The 15565-nt window shown below is 35.1% G+C and carries 14 protein-coding genes and 1 tRNA gene; 9 read left to right on the forward strand and 6 right to left on the reverse strand.

Annotated elements, in window-relative coordinates; all coding sequences use genetic code 11:
• Window positions 1-109 precede the first annotated feature (109 nt).
• Together icmF and C0Z22_RS12300 are read left to right on the forward strand one after the other, a co-directional pair.
• Entirely contained in the window at window positions 110-3259 is a 3150-nt protein-coding gene (gene icmF, locus C0Z22_RS12295; RefSeq protein ID WP_199177561.1) for a fused isobutyryl-CoA mutase/GTPase IcmF, read from the forward strand.
• Window positions 3259-3813, forward strand: a complete 555-nt coding sequence (locus tag C0Z22_RS12300) for a cob(I)yrinic acid a,c-diamide adenosyltransferase (protein ID WP_103218668.1) — start codon at window positions 3259-3261, stop codon at window positions 3811-3813. The genes icmF and C0Z22_RS12300 overlap by 1 nt, the downstream gene beginning before the upstream one ends.
• Before the next feature lie 6 nt (window positions 3814-3819).
• On the opposite strand, the gene C0Z22_RS12305 is transcribed toward C0Z22_RS12300, so the two are convergent.
• Window positions 3820-4374 carry an FHA domain-containing protein gene (locus C0Z22_RS12305; protein WP_103218669.1) on the reverse strand — a complete coding sequence of 185 codons (555 nt, stop codon included), beginning with the start codon at window positions 4372-4374 and terminating at the stop codon, window positions 3820-3822.
• An 87-nt stretch (window positions 4375-4461) separates the two neighbouring features.
• Here C0Z22_RS12305 and C0Z22_RS12310 point away from each other — a divergent pair, with 87 nt between their 5' ends.
• Window positions 4462-4797: an iron-sulfur cluster assembly accessory protein gene (locus C0Z22_RS12310; RefSeq protein ID WP_103218670.1), complete on the forward strand. Its 336-nt coding sequence runs from the start codon at window positions 4462-4464 to the stop codon at window positions 4795-4797.
• Between the two features lie 3 nt (window positions 4798-4800).
• A complete protein-coding gene (locus C0Z22_RS12315) occupies window positions 4801-6309 on the forward strand; it encodes a CDC27 family protein (RefSeq protein ID WP_103218671.1) in 1509 nt (502 codons plus the stop codon).
• Here the strand turns inward: C0Z22_RS12315 and C0Z22_RS12320 are convergent, their stop codons facing one another.
• Window positions 6310-7614, reverse strand: a complete 1305-nt coding sequence (locus C0Z22_RS12320) for an HEXXH motif-containing putative peptide modification protein (protein ID WP_103218672.1) — start codon at window positions 7612-7614, stop codon at window positions 6310-6312.
• Window positions 7615-7734: 120 nt separating this feature from the next.
• A tRNA-Asn gene (locus tag C0Z22_RS12325) sits at window positions 7735-7809 on the reverse strand.
• A 179-nt stretch (window positions 7810-7988) separates the two neighbouring features.
• Here C0Z22_RS12325 and C0Z22_RS12330 point away from each other — a divergent pair.
• Window positions 7989-8507 carry a hypothetical protein gene (locus C0Z22_RS12330; protein WP_103218673.1) on the forward strand — a complete coding sequence of 173 codons (519 nt, stop codon included), beginning with the start codon at window positions 7989-7991 and terminating at the stop codon, window positions 8505-8507.
• Here C0Z22_RS12330 and C0Z22_RS12335 read toward each other — a convergent pair.
• From C0Z22_RS12335 to C0Z22_RS12345, 3 genes are read right to left on the reverse strand one after another with little or no spacing between them, the layout of a single operon-like run.
• A complete protein-coding gene (locus C0Z22_RS12335) occupies window positions 8504-10015 on the reverse strand; it encodes an aldehyde dehydrogenase family protein (RefSeq protein ID WP_103218674.1) in 1512 nt (503 codons plus the stop codon). The genes C0Z22_RS12330 and C0Z22_RS12335 overlap by 4 nt on opposite strands.
• Window positions 10016-10023: 8 nt before the next feature.
• Complete coding sequence (locus C0Z22_RS12340; RefSeq protein WP_103218675.1) at window positions 10024-11025, reverse strand: arginine N-succinyltransferase; 1002 nt, start codon at window positions 11023-11025, stop codon at window positions 10024-10026.
• Window positions 11026-11044: 19 nt separating this feature from the next.
• Window positions 11045-12412 (reverse strand): aminotransferase class III-fold pyridoxal phosphate-dependent enzyme, encoded by a 1368-nt coding sequence (locus C0Z22_RS12345; RefSeq protein ID WP_103218676.1) that lies wholly within the window; start codon window positions 12410-12412, stop codon window positions 11045-11047.
• Between the two features lie 72 nt (window positions 12413-12484).
• Between C0Z22_RS12345 and C0Z22_RS12350 the strand changes: the two genes are divergently transcribed.
• The 4 genes from C0Z22_RS12350 to bamD are packed head-to-tail and all read left to right on the forward strand — an operon-like array spanning window position 12485 to window position 15554.
• Window positions 12485-13132, forward strand: a complete 648-nt coding sequence (locus C0Z22_RS12350; RefSeq protein ID WP_103218677.1) for a tetratricopeptide repeat protein — start codon at window positions 12485-12487, stop codon at window positions 13130-13132.
• A 9-nt stretch (window positions 13133-13141) separates the two neighbouring features.
• A complete protein-coding gene (locus tag C0Z22_RS12355) occupies window positions 13142-13741 on the forward strand; it encodes a cyclic nucleotide-binding domain-containing protein (protein ID WP_103218678.1) in 600 nt (199 codons plus the stop codon).
• Window positions 13734-14765 (forward strand): AI-2E family transporter, encoded by a 1032-nt coding sequence (locus C0Z22_RS12360; RefSeq protein ID WP_103218679.1) that lies wholly within the window; start codon window positions 13734-13736, stop codon window positions 14763-14765. Before C0Z22_RS12355 ends, C0Z22_RS12360 begins: the two co-directional genes overlap by 8 nt.
• Window positions 14766-14816: 51 nt before the next feature.
• Entirely contained in the window at window positions 14817-15554 is a 738-nt protein-coding gene (gene bamD, locus C0Z22_RS12365) for an outer membrane protein assembly factor BamD (protein WP_103218680.1), read from the forward strand.
• Window positions 15555-15565: the final 11 nt, after the last annotated feature.

Below are 15565 nucleotides of genomic sequence, written 5' to 3' on the forward strand. Positions count from 1 at the left end.
GGATTTTTGCCTGATTAAAATACATTAGGTATAGTCCTTTAGCAATATTGAATGATAAAAAGCTTGGGTAAATAATTGTTTTTACCTGACGTGATTTCAGAGGTTTAGAGTGAGAAAATTAAGATTTGTCACAGCGGCCAGTTTATTTGATGGCCATGATGTATCAATAAATATTATGAGAAGGCTTCTTCAGTCAAAAGGTGTGGAAGTTATTCACCTTGGACACAACCGTTCTGCACAAGAGGTTGTTGATGCTGTTTTACACGAAGACGCAAATGCTGTTGCCTTGAGTTCTTATCAAGGTGGGCATAATGAATACTTTGCTTATGTACGTGAGCTTTTAGATGAAGCTGGGGCAACTAACGTTCGTATTTTTGGCGGCGGTGGTGGTGTAATCACTCCAAAAGAAATTAAGGCCCTGCACGAAAAAGGTATCACAAGAATCTATTCTCCTGAAGACGGGATGAAATTAGGTCTTGAGGGAATTATTGACGATATGATTGAGAGAGCTACTCACTCAACACTTGATGGCTTCACTCTTGATGCAAAAGCAAAGGATCTACCAAAGACTCAATTAGCAAAAGTAATTACTGCTATTGAAGATGGAGCCGATATTGAAATTCCTTCTTCAAATAAAAATATTCCAGTTCTTGGTATCACGGGGACAGGTGGTGCTGGTAAGTCATCTTTAATTGATGAAACACTTTTAAGATTTCACCGCTTTTATCCAGAAAAGAAAGTTGCACTTATTTCAGTTGACCCAACTAAGAAGAAAACTCAAGGTGCTCTTTTAGGTGACCGTATTAGACTTGGTTCTGCTAATTTTGAAAACTTCTATATTAGATCACTGGCAACTCGTGACTCTGGTACAGAGCTTTCTCCTCAAATTAAAAAGACTGTTAACTTTTTAAAGGAACAAGATTTCGATTTAATTATCGTTGAAACTTCAGGTATTGGTCAGGCTTCTGATGAGATTACAAAGATCTCAGATAAGTGTGTATATGTAATGACTCCTGAGTATGGTGCTGCAACTCAACTTGAAAAAATTGAGATGCTTGAACAGGCTGACTTTGTAGTTCTAAACAAGTTTGAAAAGCCTCGTTCAGAAGATTCAATGAGAGATATTAGAAAGCAATATCGCCGCAATCATCAACTGTTTGCTGGTCATCCAGGTTCTCCGACGGATGAAGAGCTTCCAATTTTTGGAACAATGGCATCTAAGTTTAATGATGTTGGTGTAAATGCTTTATTTCAGGCTATTGCTCAAACATTTGACTTTGATCAATCACCTCTAGAAGGAATCATCGCAAATCGTGCAAGTAATGATAAGACGAGAATTATTCCTGCAGAGAGATCATTATACCTAAGAGAGATTGCTAAGGCTTCTCGTGACTATAATAACGAAACTGAAATTAGAATGGAAAAACTTCGTGACATCGAAGCACTTGAGATCACAAGTAAAATTGTTCCAAGTAACGAAGTTGATGCAAAGCTTGCTGAGCTTAAAGCAGAGCTTGGTGAAGATGTTGAAAAAGAGATTGAACAATTTCAATCAGTTTTAAAGCAATACCAAGACGGAACTTTCACTTATCACGTACGTGATCGAGAGTTTAAAGTTGCAACTAAATATACTTCACTTTCTGGATTAGAAATTCAAAAAGTAGGAACTCCAAGATTCTCTTCTAAAGTTGATCAGTACCGTTTCATTAGAGATGTAAATATGCCAGGCTTCTTTCCATTCGGCGCAGGGATTTTCCCATTTAAGCGTACTGATGAAGATCCAAAGAGAATGTTTGCAGGAGAAGGTGGCCCAGCAAGAACGAATAAGCGTTTTCACTACCTTTCAAAAGATGACAAAGCGAAACGTCTTTCAACTGCTTTTGACTCTGTAACTCTTTACGGAGAAGATCCAGATCTTCGTCCAGATATCTTTGGTAAAATTGGTGAAGCCGGAGTTTCGATTGCGACAGTTGAAGATATGGAATTACTATTTGATGGCTTTGATCTATCTGATCCATATACATCTGTATCAATGACAATTAATGGCCCTGCACCAATTATGTTAGCTTTCTACTTAAACACTGCTTTAAGACAAAAGTTAAAAGGTGAGGATTATTACGATAATGAAAAACGCCTAGCAATTCTTCAACAAATTAGAGGTACTGTACAAGCAGATATCCTAAAAGAAGATCAGGCACAGAACACATGTATCTTCTCTCTTGAGTTTGCACTTAAGATGATGGGAGATGTTCAAGAGTATTTCTGTCAGCAGAAAATTAAAAATTACTATACGGTTTCAATTTCGGGATACCATATTGCAGAAGCTGGCGCGAACCCTATTACTCAAGTTGCTTTCACTCTTGCTAATGGTTTCACTTTTGTTGAGTACTACTTAGCTCGTGGATTAAATATTGATGAGTTCTCTCAAAACTTATCTTTCTTCTTCTCTAATGGTCTTGATCCTGAATACTCAGTGATCGGACGTGTTGCTAGAAAGATTTGGGCGATCACAATGCGTGATAAATATGGTGCAAATGACAAGTCTCAAAAATTTAAATATCACATTCAAACTTCAGGGCGTTCTTTACACGCTCAAGAAATTGATTTCAATGATATTAGAACGACTCTACAAGCTTACCTTGCACTTTCTGATAATTGTAACTCTCTTCATACAAATGCTTATGATGAAGCGATTACGACTCCAACTGAAGAGTCTGTAAGACGTGCAATGGCAATTCAGATGATTATTAACCGCGAGTTTGGTTTAAATAAATCTGACAACCCTATGCAGGGAGCTTACGTAATTGAAGAGTTAGCCGATCTTGTTGAAGAAGCTATCTTAGCAGAATTTGAAAGAATTTCTGATAAGGGTGGTGTTCTTGGTGCAATGGAAAGTATGTATCAAAGATCAAAAATTCAAGAAGAGTCTCTATACTATGAGACACTAAAAGATACTGGTGAACTTCCAATCATTGGTGTTAATACTTATATTGCAGACAATATTGATGAGCAGTTAAACCAAGAAATTGAACTTTCACGTTGTAGCGACGAAGAAAAGAAAGGTCAGATTTCACGTTTAAATGATTTCAAATCTAGAAATGCTGATAAATCTGATGAAGCACTAAATAAACTAAGAGCAGTTGCTTTATCTGGTGGAAATATTTTTGCTGAACTTATTGAAACAGTTAATTATTGTTCTCTTGGACAAATCACTAATCTTCTTTATGAAATTGGTGGGAAGTACAGAAGGAATATGTAATGAAGAAGTCGAAGATCTACACTCGTACAGGTGATAAAGGTGAGACTAGTCTTGTTGGAGGCCAACGAGTATCTAAAGCAAGTGCTCGTATAAATCTTTATGGAAATCTTGATGAGCTTAATAGCTATGTAGGTCTATCGCTCTGTTACATCGATGTTTCGAGAGTAAAAAATACTTTTAAATCAATTCAAGAAAATCTTTTTGTTCTCGGTTCTAACTTCGCAACGCTTAGAGAGGACCGAGATAATTTTAAATTACCGAAATTAAGTATTGAAGACATCCTTCATTTAGAAGGAGAAATCGATTATTTTGATTCTGTAGTAGATCCTTTAAAATATTTCATACTTCCTGGTGGAAGCGTTGCTGCCTCTAACGTTCATATTTGTCGCACAAAAACACGCCAAGTTGAAAGAGAAGCCGTGGAGCTTGGGGATGTAGATCCAATTGATTTAGAGTATTTAAATCGACTATCGGATTATTTCTTTATCGTTGCTAGATTTTTAAATAAGCATGAAAATATTCAAGATATTCCTTGGGTACCAAAAAAAGATTAAGAAGGCTTACTTGAAGAATTTTAAAATCTTAGTCATGACAGTTTTGTCTTCTGGCTCAGGTTTTTTCTTTTTTGCGACTTTCTTTCTAACTTTTTGAATAGGCTGTTTCTTATTAATTTCGGCTCTTAACTTCTGTTTTTCAAGTGATAATTGGTTTAGGGCCAAAAATCCGGTTTGATCAGATAGCACAGTAGATGTTTGAGTACTATTATGAGAGATCTCATTAGCGTCTACTGGCTTTGTTAGAAATTTATACTCAATATCAGTTAAGTCGTTTAGATCAATACAGATGATGCAATTTCCAATACGTACCGTTTCATAAATATAGAGACGCTGCTCATCTATTAATTTTTTATTGTTAATATAGGTACCGTTTGTCGATCCTAGATCCTTAACAATTATTTCCTTATTATGATAAGTAATTTCTAGATGTTTTGATGAAATTTTAGAGTCATCGATTGAAATATCAACAGACGACTTAGAGCGTCCAAAGCTTAATTTAGGTTTAATTAGAACCTTTGCTTTATTTTCACCGCTCTTAATAATCAATGAGATAGACATTGTTTCTTGCTCCTATATAAAGTATATCATCATTGTGATATAATTCAGTTATTGGTCATTATTACCTACGTAATATTAGAGGTTTATATGAACGAGTTATTAAATGTGACGCCAAAAGCAGTTGCACAAATAAAAAATATTTTCGAAAGTGAGGATCGATCGACTCAAGACTTCGGCTTACGCCTTGGAGTTATTGGTGGAGGTTGTTCAGGTCTTTCTTATAATATTGATTTTGATGCTCCTAAAGAGTCAGACAATATTATTGAACTAGATGGTGTAAGGATTCTCGTGGATCCAAAGTCATCGATCTACTTAAGTGGTATTACTTTAGATTTTAAAGACGGCCTTAATGGTAAAGGTTTTGTTTTTGAAAACCCAAATGCAAAGAATACTTGTGGTTGTGGTGAAAGCTTTAGTGTTTAGTTAATGACCGCTCAAGTTTTAAGTAATTTCTTTTTTTATGATAATCAATTTTCATTTGAAGATCATAAGGTCTATGCATTTATTGGTAACGAGACGAAGGACTATCTTCAGCGTCAGTTAACTGTTGACTTAAATGAAGTTGTAAATAGGGCATCTCTGGCCTGTCGCTTAGATCGTACAGGTCGAGTGTATTCTTTTTTCTATTTAATTAATAATGCAGATAGATACTACCTTGTTGTTAATAATGATCTTGCTCAGGCCACGATAGAAGAGCTTGAGAAGTTCATCATTATGGAAGACATCGAAATTAAAGAATTAAACAAAGTCGCAACTATTTCAACACATAAGAAAGACGACTTTGTCCCAGTAACTATATTTGATGGACAGGCTTATATTGGTTTAACTGATAAGGCAGTTGAATCAACTATTTCTAAAGAATTTTTAGATAAGCTTATTACATTATCAGCTTGGCCTATTTTTAACTTAAATATTACTCAAAAGGATCTCGTGAATGAAACGAGATTGAATGAGTACGCTGTAAGCTATAAGAAAGGTTGTTTTTTAGGACAGGAAACTGCTGCTAAAATAGAATCTCGTCGTGGAGCTGCTCGCTTTCCTGTTTTAGTTGAATCAAGAATCAAACTTGAGGGTGATGAGTTAAGTGCAGAAGGAAAAAAGTTAAAAATTCTTAGTTCATATGAAGAGCAAGGTATGTTCTTTTATAGTGTTAAAGCACCTCGTGATTTCTTAATCAATGATCTTGATATCGATTCTAACATGAAGATCAAAACATATCCGATAGAGAATTTATCTGCGGATGGTTTAAGTGAAGTGTTTTTTAATAAGGCGGTAAGTCTATACCATAAGAAAGAAGTCGAAAAAGCTATCGAATTACTTGATATGGTAATAAGCTTCAATCCTCATTATGCTGATGCCTATGAATCAAAGGGCGTTATTTTAGGTAATAGTGGTGATCATCAGAAGGCCATAGATGTAATGGATCAACTCCTAAAAGTTGATGAAAATTCTGTTATGGCCCACACAAACAAGTCTCTCTATCTGATGAAGTTAGGTAAGATTGAAGAAGCTGAAGAAGAGAAGTCTCTTGCGACAGTTGCTTCATTCAAGCGATTTGGTGATGAGGCTAAATTTAAAAAAGAACAAGAAGAGCGTGAGCGTGCGGAAAAAGAAGACAGAGCTCGACGTTTTGATATGTTTAATAAAGTTTTGGCCATTGACGAAAATGATGTCGTTGCCAACTATGGCCTAGCCGATATTCATTTTAGTAATGATAAGTTTGATAAGGCCATGGGGCATATTGAGATTGTCTTAAATGAAAATCCTAAGTACTCAGTTGCGTATCTTCTTAAATCAAAGATTTTATTTAAACAAAAAAAATATGATGATTGTTTAAGTGTTATTGAGAAGGGGATGCCAATAGCAACTTCTCAAGGTGAGTTAATGCCCGCAAATGAGATGCAGGCACTAAAATCAAAAATTTCAAAATTATAATTAATAATATTCATTTCGTGCTGTTAGAAGTTCATTTTTAAGTTCTTCTACAGCACTAGAATTTAAGCTCTTCTCTAGAGCAAATATATGATCCCTGTGAGAATTAACCATTGATTTGAATTGTAAATATACTTCATATCCTTCAGGAGAGATGATCTCTTCTCTGTAGGCTTTCTCTAGATCTAGTTCACAGAATTGAAGCATATAGTATTCTTCAATAGCACGTTCTTGAATCTTGCTAAACTCAGCATTAGAGAAATCATGTTCTTCAAGTCGTGAAAGTGATGAGAATAGTTCAAGGGCCCAATAAAACGTCATATAAGCGTGATAAATGCCCCTAATAGGCCTTAGGGCGCGTCTCCATGGACTGTAGTATATTTTTTCTTCAAGCTCTTCTAAAAGCTCCTCTTGATTAAGATAGCTGTTTAAAACGTGGTGACCATTTTCATGAAGTAGATCATCCATTAAGTCCATATCATCACGATCATATGTGTTAATTGACGAGTATCCAGGAAGAGTTTGCATTGAGTAGCTTACTATTCCTTTTTCTCGAATTGGAATAATGTTTTGTGTAAACTCTTTGAATACTTCAAAAAGTTCTGGTGTGTATTTTTGAAGGCGACGATAAGCTTTTTCAATTTTTATCGTCATCTCCTGAGCTGTTTCTTCTAATTCGGAATAGAAAATTATATTTAAATCATCTATTTTAGAAATAACTGCTGGCTTCTTTTGTGATGAGCTATTCAGCTTTGCCAAAACCTTATCTTCTAAATTATCAAAGATAATTCTTTGACCATTTTGATAAGCTGATAAATTATCATCACCTAGTTCAGGTACATTCAAATAAGTTAATTCGCTGTCAATATTCTCATCAATGTGAATCTTGAAGAAAGCAATAATATTCTCTTCTAAAATTGTTACTAGTTTTTTGGACTCAGCTAACAGGTCTTTTGAATCATTTAATGAATTTAAAAAAACTTTGGCCAAGTTACTGTCATGCCAGAAGTTAAAAATTGCATCTTCAGATTCACTCATTTCGAATTCACCACCAACTTCAAATTCGCTATGATAAGAAATGATCTCAATAAGTGCCTCTATTAGATTGAACCAATAGAAATTAAGGTTGGAGTAGTCATTAAGCTTATCCGAAAAGATGGCCTCTTTATAAAAGCTTTGAAACCTTTGTGAGAGAAGCTCATTTTCATCTTCGTTCGCAGAAGCATCTTCACGATATAGTGCTAAACCTTCTAGGTATGATTCTTTAAAGGCATTGTTGTTTTCAATGAAATGATTAAAAGTGTTCATAAGAAATCCGTAAGTAAAAATTCATTACAGATATAACACTATATCAAGATAAGATAAATTCTTATGATGTTAATTCGTTTAATATGAATATTTGGGGGATTTAAAGCGGATACAAAAGAATGGCTGGGATGGCGAGATTCGAACTCGCGACCAATAGATTAACAGTCTACTGCGCTACCGCTGCGCCACATCCCAGCAATCTTAAGTAGTTAATTTTATAAACTCGTTTTTTCAAATTGTAAATATTTTCTTTTATGGGAAAAATATTTAGTTTTTAGTAAGTGCTTGAATTTATTGAATCTCAATTAAAATTACTAAATTTTTTTTTTCAAAAACCGACAAGCATACTCAGATATTGAGGTAAAATAACGACTATGATGACTCAAAATAACCTTATTCGTAATTTATTAAGAGTGTTAACACCAGAGGAGGTCTCTGATTTAACGACTCTTGGTGATGCGTCTGCAAAAGATGCACTTACGGATTTATTACTAGGTCATAATCGCGGTGATAAAATTTCTTATTCACCACATGGCCTTGCTAAGGTTATTCCCTTTCCTGAGCGCTTTGAAGCTTCTGATACCCCTTCAATTCAAGCTGATGAAGAGATTGTTACTGGTCCTCGTGTTGATCAGTTTATTAATCAATTTGTGACTAAGGTTAAATTTGAAGCAGGAAAAGTGCATCCTGGTGCTAAGCCTGTTGAAACGAGTACTTTTATTCTTGATCAGAAAGAGAAATTTAAGGCCGTATATACGAGATTAAAGAGTCGTGAAGTTTTAGATTTATATGCAAAGAATTCGGTAGTCGATCTTGAGCAAGAAAGAAAGAACCGAAGAGACCTGTCAAAGAATTCTTCGACAGGCGTCCTCGTTAATAAGAAACATTATTAATCAGCTAGGCCTTTAATATTCCCGCTTGCACTTGGAGAATCAATCTCGAGTGTAGCAAGTTGGTATACACAGTGATCAACAGTAGCAACTGCTGCTGGACGATAGTTTCCAGAGTTTTTTACACCACCAAATGGAAGTTTAGAGTGTGCTCCAACTGTTGCGCGATTAAGGTTTACTAAACCAGCATCAATATTATTAACAGCGTGTTTAAAACGTGCATGATCTTTCGTGAATACTGAAGCGGCCAGTCCATACTCTGTTGAGTTTGCAATATTAATCGCTTCATCAAAATCACTATAACCAACAAATGTAACGTTAGGACCAAAGATCTCATTTGCAAGGAAGTGACTCTTTGGAATTAACTTATCAGCATAGTGTATTGAAGGAGAAACATAGTAACCTGGAGTTTCTCTCTCTAATTGCTTTCCACGCATTACTTCTTGTAAGCCTTCTCTTTTTGCCATGCCCATAAATAGTAGATACTGATCTAGTGAAGCTTGATCGATTAGAGGGCCCATAAATGGTTCAACCTTGTGGTCAATTGGGTGGTCGACAATAATTCTCTTTGCTAGATCATGAAAGCGAGAGATGAATTCATCTTTGATTGAATCATGAATTGCAACTAGTCCAGTTGAAGTACAACGCTGTCCAGCTGTTAAGTATGATCCTGTAAGTAGCTCTTCAATAGCATAATCAAGGTCAGCTGTTTCATCGATAATAGATGTATTTTTTCCACCGAGCTCAAGTGACACTAACTTAGAAAGATCAGTATGAGTTGTTTCAAGAATCTTTTGACCAACTTCTTTTGAACCAGTAAAGAAGATACCCTTAATTCTTTTATCTTTGATAATTCTTCTGGCTACTTCTCCGTCACCTTGTACAAGGTTTACGACACCCATTGGAAACTTCGCTTCAGCAAGACACTCAAACATTAATTGTGCTGAGTAGCATGTCTTCTCACTTGGCTTAAAAATAATTGAGTTACCAGAGATTAAGTTTGCTGTAATTTGTCCGTTTGCTAAGTGACATGGAAAGTTAAAAGGACCGATGATGAAGCTTGGTCCAACTGGCTTGAAGTAAATATGTGCATTTGTACCAGGTGCAATTCCTTCCATATTTTTAGTTTCGATTCTAGGAAGAGATGCTGATATCGTAACATCTACTTTTGCAATTAAAGCAGCAGCTTCAGTTCTTGCTTCCCAGAGTGGCTTGCCTACTTCAAGTGCAATTGCTGTCGCAATTTGTTCTTGTTTCGTTTTAAGAACTTCCTGATATCTTCTTAGAGCTTCAATTCTTTCTTCAATTGAAGTATTTCTCCAAGTTTGAAATCCTTTGTGAGCAGAATCGATAAGCTCATCAATATGTGCATAATTTACGTTTAAGTTCCAAAGTGTTTTCGTTGTATCACTTGGACATTCACGTGAAATAGTTCTGTCATTTCTCAAATTTGCCGAGTCATCAAACTTAACAAATTCGTTATTATAAAAAGATCCTTTTAGTTGAAACATTTCTTCTCCTAGATCGCCATTATTGTTTTAACTGCACCATCATCTAATCCAAATGAAGATGGTTCTTCTACAGTTAGTATATCATTATTTAAACTACCTTTTAGACAAACAACTTCAAATTCTTCATTGTCCAAAAGGACTAAGTAAAATTTAGGTGAACTTGTTTTACCTTTCTTGATTTGCGCTTGTTGAATTGTCTTTACTGGTTTGATGTCATCGAGTTGACAACGATAGTGAGGGCCACCATCGAATGGATCAACTTCATGAGTGTATTTAAATCCTATTGATTCAAGCATTCTTTTAACAGGTTCAGTGTCTGCACCAACTTTACCTACAGCATCTCTTGCTTCAATAGGTAAGAGTGTTTCGTAGATTGTTCCAGAAGGAAATAGGCTTAGAATAAACTCTTTGTTCTTTCTACTAAGAACATCAGCGTCATGATACTCCATGTTTAGAAAGCGTCTTCCAATCGCTTCCCAAAGTGGTGACTTTCCGTCAGCGTCAAACGGTGGCATTAGTTCCGAATGTATTGTTTCTTTAAATCGATCTCTATTAAGACCCATATAAAGAAAGCGACAGAAAGAAAGAACTTTACCTAGTTTAAAAGGATTTCCACGATAAGTTGGATCTAGGATTAAGCCTCCAATTTCAGTCGGCCCATCTGTATCATATCCAAGCTTTAAGGTACCGTGAATAAAGCCAGTATTGATTGATTCTGAAAACTTATTTTCTTGTCCCACTTTTAAGTAGAAGTGTGGCTCTTCTTCATCACCGTGTCTTGCGTGAATCATAGAACATCCAATTACACGTTGTGATTCAAGATCTTCCAGAACAAAAATATAATGATCTTTAGAAAGATTATCGCTTTTTTGTTTGAAAGATCTTAGTGAACTATCAATTTTTGAACTGATAATTTCTTTGTCTGGGGGAAGGTTAATAAATGTATAGAGACCTGAAAGGTCATACAAGTCTTCTAAGTCATCTGCTCTTACGGGTCTAATCTTAAACATCTAGTCTTCCTATTTATTTCTATTTAATTTGTTCAAGTATGGTTGATTCAATAATTGTAATAATGTCATCAATATGTTCATCAGTCATTGCTAGAGGCAGTAGTAAACGAACTCTAGTCGGCTCTTTTCCTGCCATAAATGCAATAATTCCGTTATCAAATAATTTTTTAACAAAGTTTGATACTGTTTCAGTTGATGAGTCACCAACTTCAAATGCGATCATTGTTCCAATACCACCAACATAAGTAATTTTATCTTGGCACGAATTTTTCATTAGGTGAGTAAGCTTAGAAATGAATTTATGTTCAAGCTCTTTAATTCTTCCATTTTCACCGTAGAAATTTCCTTCAGTTAAATATTTAATCAATCGACTTCCAGTTGAAAGCGCTGAAACCGATCCGTTAAACGTTCCAGCAATTAATCCTGGTTTAGGGTTTAGTTCTTCACTGAAAAGTACTCCACATACTTGTAGGGCCTTACCAACAGAAACAATATCAACATATTGATCTAGTCCCATTGTTTGGAAAGCAAATAGCTCGTGAGTACGCCCAAAAGTTTGAACTTCGTCGACCCAAATATAAATACCTTTCTTTTTGGCCCATTTAAAAATCTCTTCATAATATTCTTTAGGACCGAAGATAAATCCACCTTCACCCTGAATAATCTCTAACATAAGTGCACAGTGTTGATTTGGGTATTTTGTTGTTACTTCTTCAAGTGCAGCTAAAGTATTTTTTAATGATTCTTCCGGGTTGTTTTGATCAAAGTGTGGAACATGATCAACATCAAGAGATTTTGGCATACCTTGGCGGTAACTAGCATTATGAGTGATATCTTGTGTTGCTACAGAACGTCCTGCAAATGCTTTAGTAAAAGCAATTACTCTGTAAGCAGGGTCTTTCTTTTGCCAAACTAGTTTAAGAGCAAGATCGTTTGCAAAACTTCCAGAACCAGTAAACCAAAAATGCTTTAACTTACTACCTTCTACAGCTTTAAGTAGATTACTTGTTAACTCAATGGCCTGTGGATATGGTTGTAGGTTTCCACACATTACCGTGTCACCAAGAGCTGCTTCTAGGTGAGCTTTAATATAAATAGGGTGAGAGTGACCAAGAAGATTTGGTCCAATTCCACCAATTAAATCATATTTAACTGAACCATCAATAAGTTCTGAGAAAGGGCCATGTCCACGTCCAGATGAAACGTAATTAAAGTAAATACCTTTCCCTCTTTCTTGATTATATATTTTTAAAGTATCTTCAACTAAGTGCTTTTTACCTTCTTCTGGTCCACGAACTTCCATGAAGTTTTTTTGTTCTTTAAGAATTGAAGAAAATAGTTTATCAAACTGATCATTTATTTCGTTATTTCTTACGCCGTATTCCATATCCAACCTCTTTTTATGTGGTAGAATTATCACTCACTTGCAAACGCTACAAGCCAATTAGATAATAAGTTTATGTCAGATACTAGCACAGGAAATCCACTAAAAGAATTAGAAGACCTTTATAAAAATAAAGATTATGAGGGCTATAAGAATTTGTTGATTAAGAACAAAGATTTATTTGTCGACGCACAATATTTCTATAATTTGGGCACTGCATATCTCAAGTTAGAAGATATTGGTGCGGCCCGTTTAAACTTGGAAAAATCATATCAACTAGGTCAACAAGACAAACTAGTCACTAATAATATCAATTATATTAAATCGCAATATGACCTTGTGAGTCAGGATAGTAACTTCATTGCAAAAGCAATGGATATTCCTGGCACTTATTTTGTAAGTTTATCGTTGGTTCTTTTGATTGTTACTTTAATAATGAATCTTAAGACAAAGCTGCATAAGGCCATTATTTTTATCTGCTTTCTTATCGCATTAACTCCAATAATTTTTAACAATGTGTATTTGAAAGGTAGTTATAAAAATGCCATTGTAATGAAGAACACTGATGTCTATGAAGGGCCATCTTCAATATTTGAACATAATCAAATTGCAAAGGAAGGACTTAGAGTCATCACTTCAAAGAAAAATGACAGTTGGTTTTTTATCTATTGGCCGAGCGAAGCTAAGGGCTGGGTGAAAGCTGAAAATATTGAATTCTATTAAAGGCCGGATATGACTGAAAAGTATTCAAAAGAAGATCGCATCGATATTAATCTCATTAAGTTTTTGTGGTCAATCAATCCTCTCATCAAAAGTAACAAGGTAACGATACCTTACTTATTAAGAGATACTGTTATCCTAAGAAGCTTAGGGGAGTTTGAATTATTCCAGTTGGCCAAATATTTTCACAGAAGAACATATGAAAAGGGTGAAGTTATCTTCAAGGAAGGTGACTTCGGTATAGGTTTTTATATTATTGTTTCAGGGCGAGTTGAGCTATCAACTGAGAGAAACGGAAAGAAATTTCATGTAACGAATCTTGATCGTAAAGATTACATGGGTGAGATTGGCCTACTTGAAGATGGCCATAAGAGATCTGTTACGGCCACTGCGGTAGAACCATTAGAGCTACTAGGAATTTTTAAACCTGATGTTCAATTAATGATTTCTGAGAGACCTGCATTGTCTTCAAAATTTTTACAAGCAATGAGTGAGCTTGTTGTTAAGAAGCTTCATATCCTGGCCCGTGAGATTAGAAAACTTAAAGTTGAAAATTCTCATCTTAAAGATGAAGTTGTTAATTTAAAAGAAGAGATCGCTAAGAATGACTAGTAATGATCGCCTAAGGGCCATTATTTTTGGATTATTTGTCATCTCTTCGATGATACTTTTCTTTGTATTTCCGCGAGTCGCAACGCCACTTTTAGTTTGTTATGTACTTACCTTAATTCTAAATCCACTTCTGTTGTTTTTTGAAAGGTTTGGAATTAATCGAACTGCATCGTCAGCACTTGTTGTTATTTTACTTCTTTTTTTAACAATCTATCCAATTGTAAAGGTAACACCTTTAATGGTTAGCGAAGTTAATAATCTAGAAGTATATATTCCAAAAGTAGAAAGCTTTCTTAAGTCACTCTATTCGCAACTACAGGCATTTGTAGCGGAGCGAACAGGCTACCACTTAAGTAGTGGATATCTTCTTCAATCAATGAATTTTATAAAAGATGAATTCAGTGCTTTTGTTCTACTTGTTCCAAAGTATCTAGGCTCGGCTTTAGAGTTGATTTTCATCGTTCCTTTATTTTTATTTTTCACATTGAAGGATATGAGAAATTTTAGAGAGCGTATAACAAGACTCTTGCCAAACAAGTACTTTGAAAAACTTTATCACCTATCGTTTCAATTTAATCGCCAGATTGGTGATTATATTTTAGCAAAAGTAATTGAGGCCAGTATTCTTGGAATAATAATTTTTACGGGCCTATTTTTTCTCGATATTAGATTTTCTCTTTTATTCGGCTTACTGGCTGCGGTAACAAATATTATTCCTTATTTAGGGCCAGTATTTGGTGCTATTCCTGCATTTATTTTCATCGCAGCTGAATATGGAATGGGAACTCACTTTGGTGGAGCCCTTATCCTTTATTTAGTCGCTAACGTTATTGATATTGCGATTGTATTTCCACTTCTAGTATCGAAGATTGTAGACCTACACCCAGTACTTGTTGTTGTTAGTGTTATCCTTGGTTCACAGTTATTAGGGATCACAGGAATGATCATTTCAATACCTCTTGCGGCAGCAGTAAAATTACTTATAAATCAGATGCTTAAGGACGTATACGAAGAGCGTTATTAGCTTTGACGGGCCTTGCTAGAAAGTGCTAGAATTGCCTCTATAGGGGGCAATGTGCACAAACTCATTTCAATCATATTTATTCTACTGATGACATCATGCGCAGTTAATCGTCCGCAAGGAAGTACTGAAGCAGAGGTTCTCTACAAAGAAGCAGAGAGATTAGTAAAATCTGAACGCTATATCATGGCGCTAGAAAAACTTAATAAAATCAAATCTCAATACCCATATAGTTACTATGCAACTTCTGCAGAACTTATGCAGGCAGATATTCTTTATAAACAAGAAAATTATGAAGAAGCTGCAGCCGCTTACTTATTGTTTAAGGATTTCCATCCTAAGCACCCTAAAATGGATTATGTGACTTTCAAAATTGCCGAAGCATATTATAAGCAAAAGCCATCAACTTTTGATCGTGACCTAACTCCAGCGAAACAAGCAATTAAGTACTTCAATGAATTAAGAAGTCTATATCCACAATCCGAATATCTAAAAGATGCCAGAGAAAAGATTGATGAATGTTATAAAATGATTAAGGACAAAGAATTATATATTGCTAATTTTTATTACAAAACTAAAGACTGGCAATCGGCTTCTTTCCGTTATGAACAATTACTTGCACAGTTTAACGATGATGAAGTGAAAAGACTTGCAAGTGATCGCCTTGTCACTATTGGTCTAAAAGGTATTAGACCAGACCTATGTGAATTAGTTTTTAAAAATTATCGCTACTTATACAAAGACAAAGATCTTTCTAATTTAAAGAAAGATGTTAAAAAGTGTTTAGAATAGGGGACTTTCAC

It is taken from the genome of Halobacteriovorax sp. DA5 (genome assembly GCF_002903145.1).
In the GTDB taxonomy this organism is placed as follows: Bacteria; Bdellovibrionota; Bacteriovoracia; order Bacteriovoracales; family Bacteriovoracaceae; genus Halobacteriovorax_A.

Bases quoted from the DNA above. Each gene is read 5' to 3' on its own strand.
- C0Z22_RS12300 (WP_103218668.1), top strand. From the start codon at position 3,259: ATGAAGAAGTCGAAGATCTACACTCGTACAGGTGATAAAGGTGAGACT.
- C0Z22_RS12305 (WP_103218669.1), bottom strand. From the start codon at position 4,374: ATGTCTATCTCATTGATTATTAAGAGCGGTGAAAATAAAGCAAAGGTT.
- C0Z22_RS12310 (WP_103218670.1), top strand. From the start codon at position 4,462: ATGAACGAGTTATTAAATGTGACGCCAAAAGCAGTTGCACAAATAAAA.
- C0Z22_RS12315 (WP_103218671.1), top strand. From the start codon at position 4,801: ATGACCGCTCAAGTTTTAAGTAATTTCTTTTTTTATGATAATCAATTT.
- C0Z22_RS12320 (WP_103218672.1), bottom strand. From the start codon at position 7,614: ATGAACACTTTTAATCATTTCATTGAAAACAACAATGCCTTTAAAGAA.
- C0Z22_RS12330 (WP_103218673.1), top strand. From the start codon at position 7,989: ATGATGACTCAAAATAACCTTATTCGTAATTTATTAAGAGTGTTAACA.
- C0Z22_RS12335 (WP_103218674.1), bottom strand. From the start codon at position 10,015: ATGTTTCAACTAAAAGGATCTTTTTATAATAACGAATTTGTTAAGTTT.
- C0Z22_RS12340 (WP_103218675.1), bottom strand. From the start codon at position 11,025: ATGTTTAAGATTAGACCCGTAAGAGCAGATGACTTAGAAGACTTGTAT.
- C0Z22_RS12345 (WP_103218676.1), bottom strand. From the start codon at position 12,412: ATGGAATACGGCGTAAGAAATAACGAAATAAATGATCAGTTTGATAAA.
- C0Z22_RS12350 (WP_103218677.1), top strand. From the start codon at position 12,485: ATGTCAGATACTAGCACAGGAAATCCACTAAAAGAATTAGAAGACCTT.
- C0Z22_RS12355 (WP_103218678.1), top strand. From the start codon at position 13,142: ATGACTGAAAAGTATTCAAAAGAAGATCGCATCGATATTAATCTCATT.
- C0Z22_RS12360 (WP_103218679.1), top strand. From the start codon at position 13,734: ATGACTAGTAATGATCGCCTAAGGGCCATTATTTTTGGATTATTTGTC.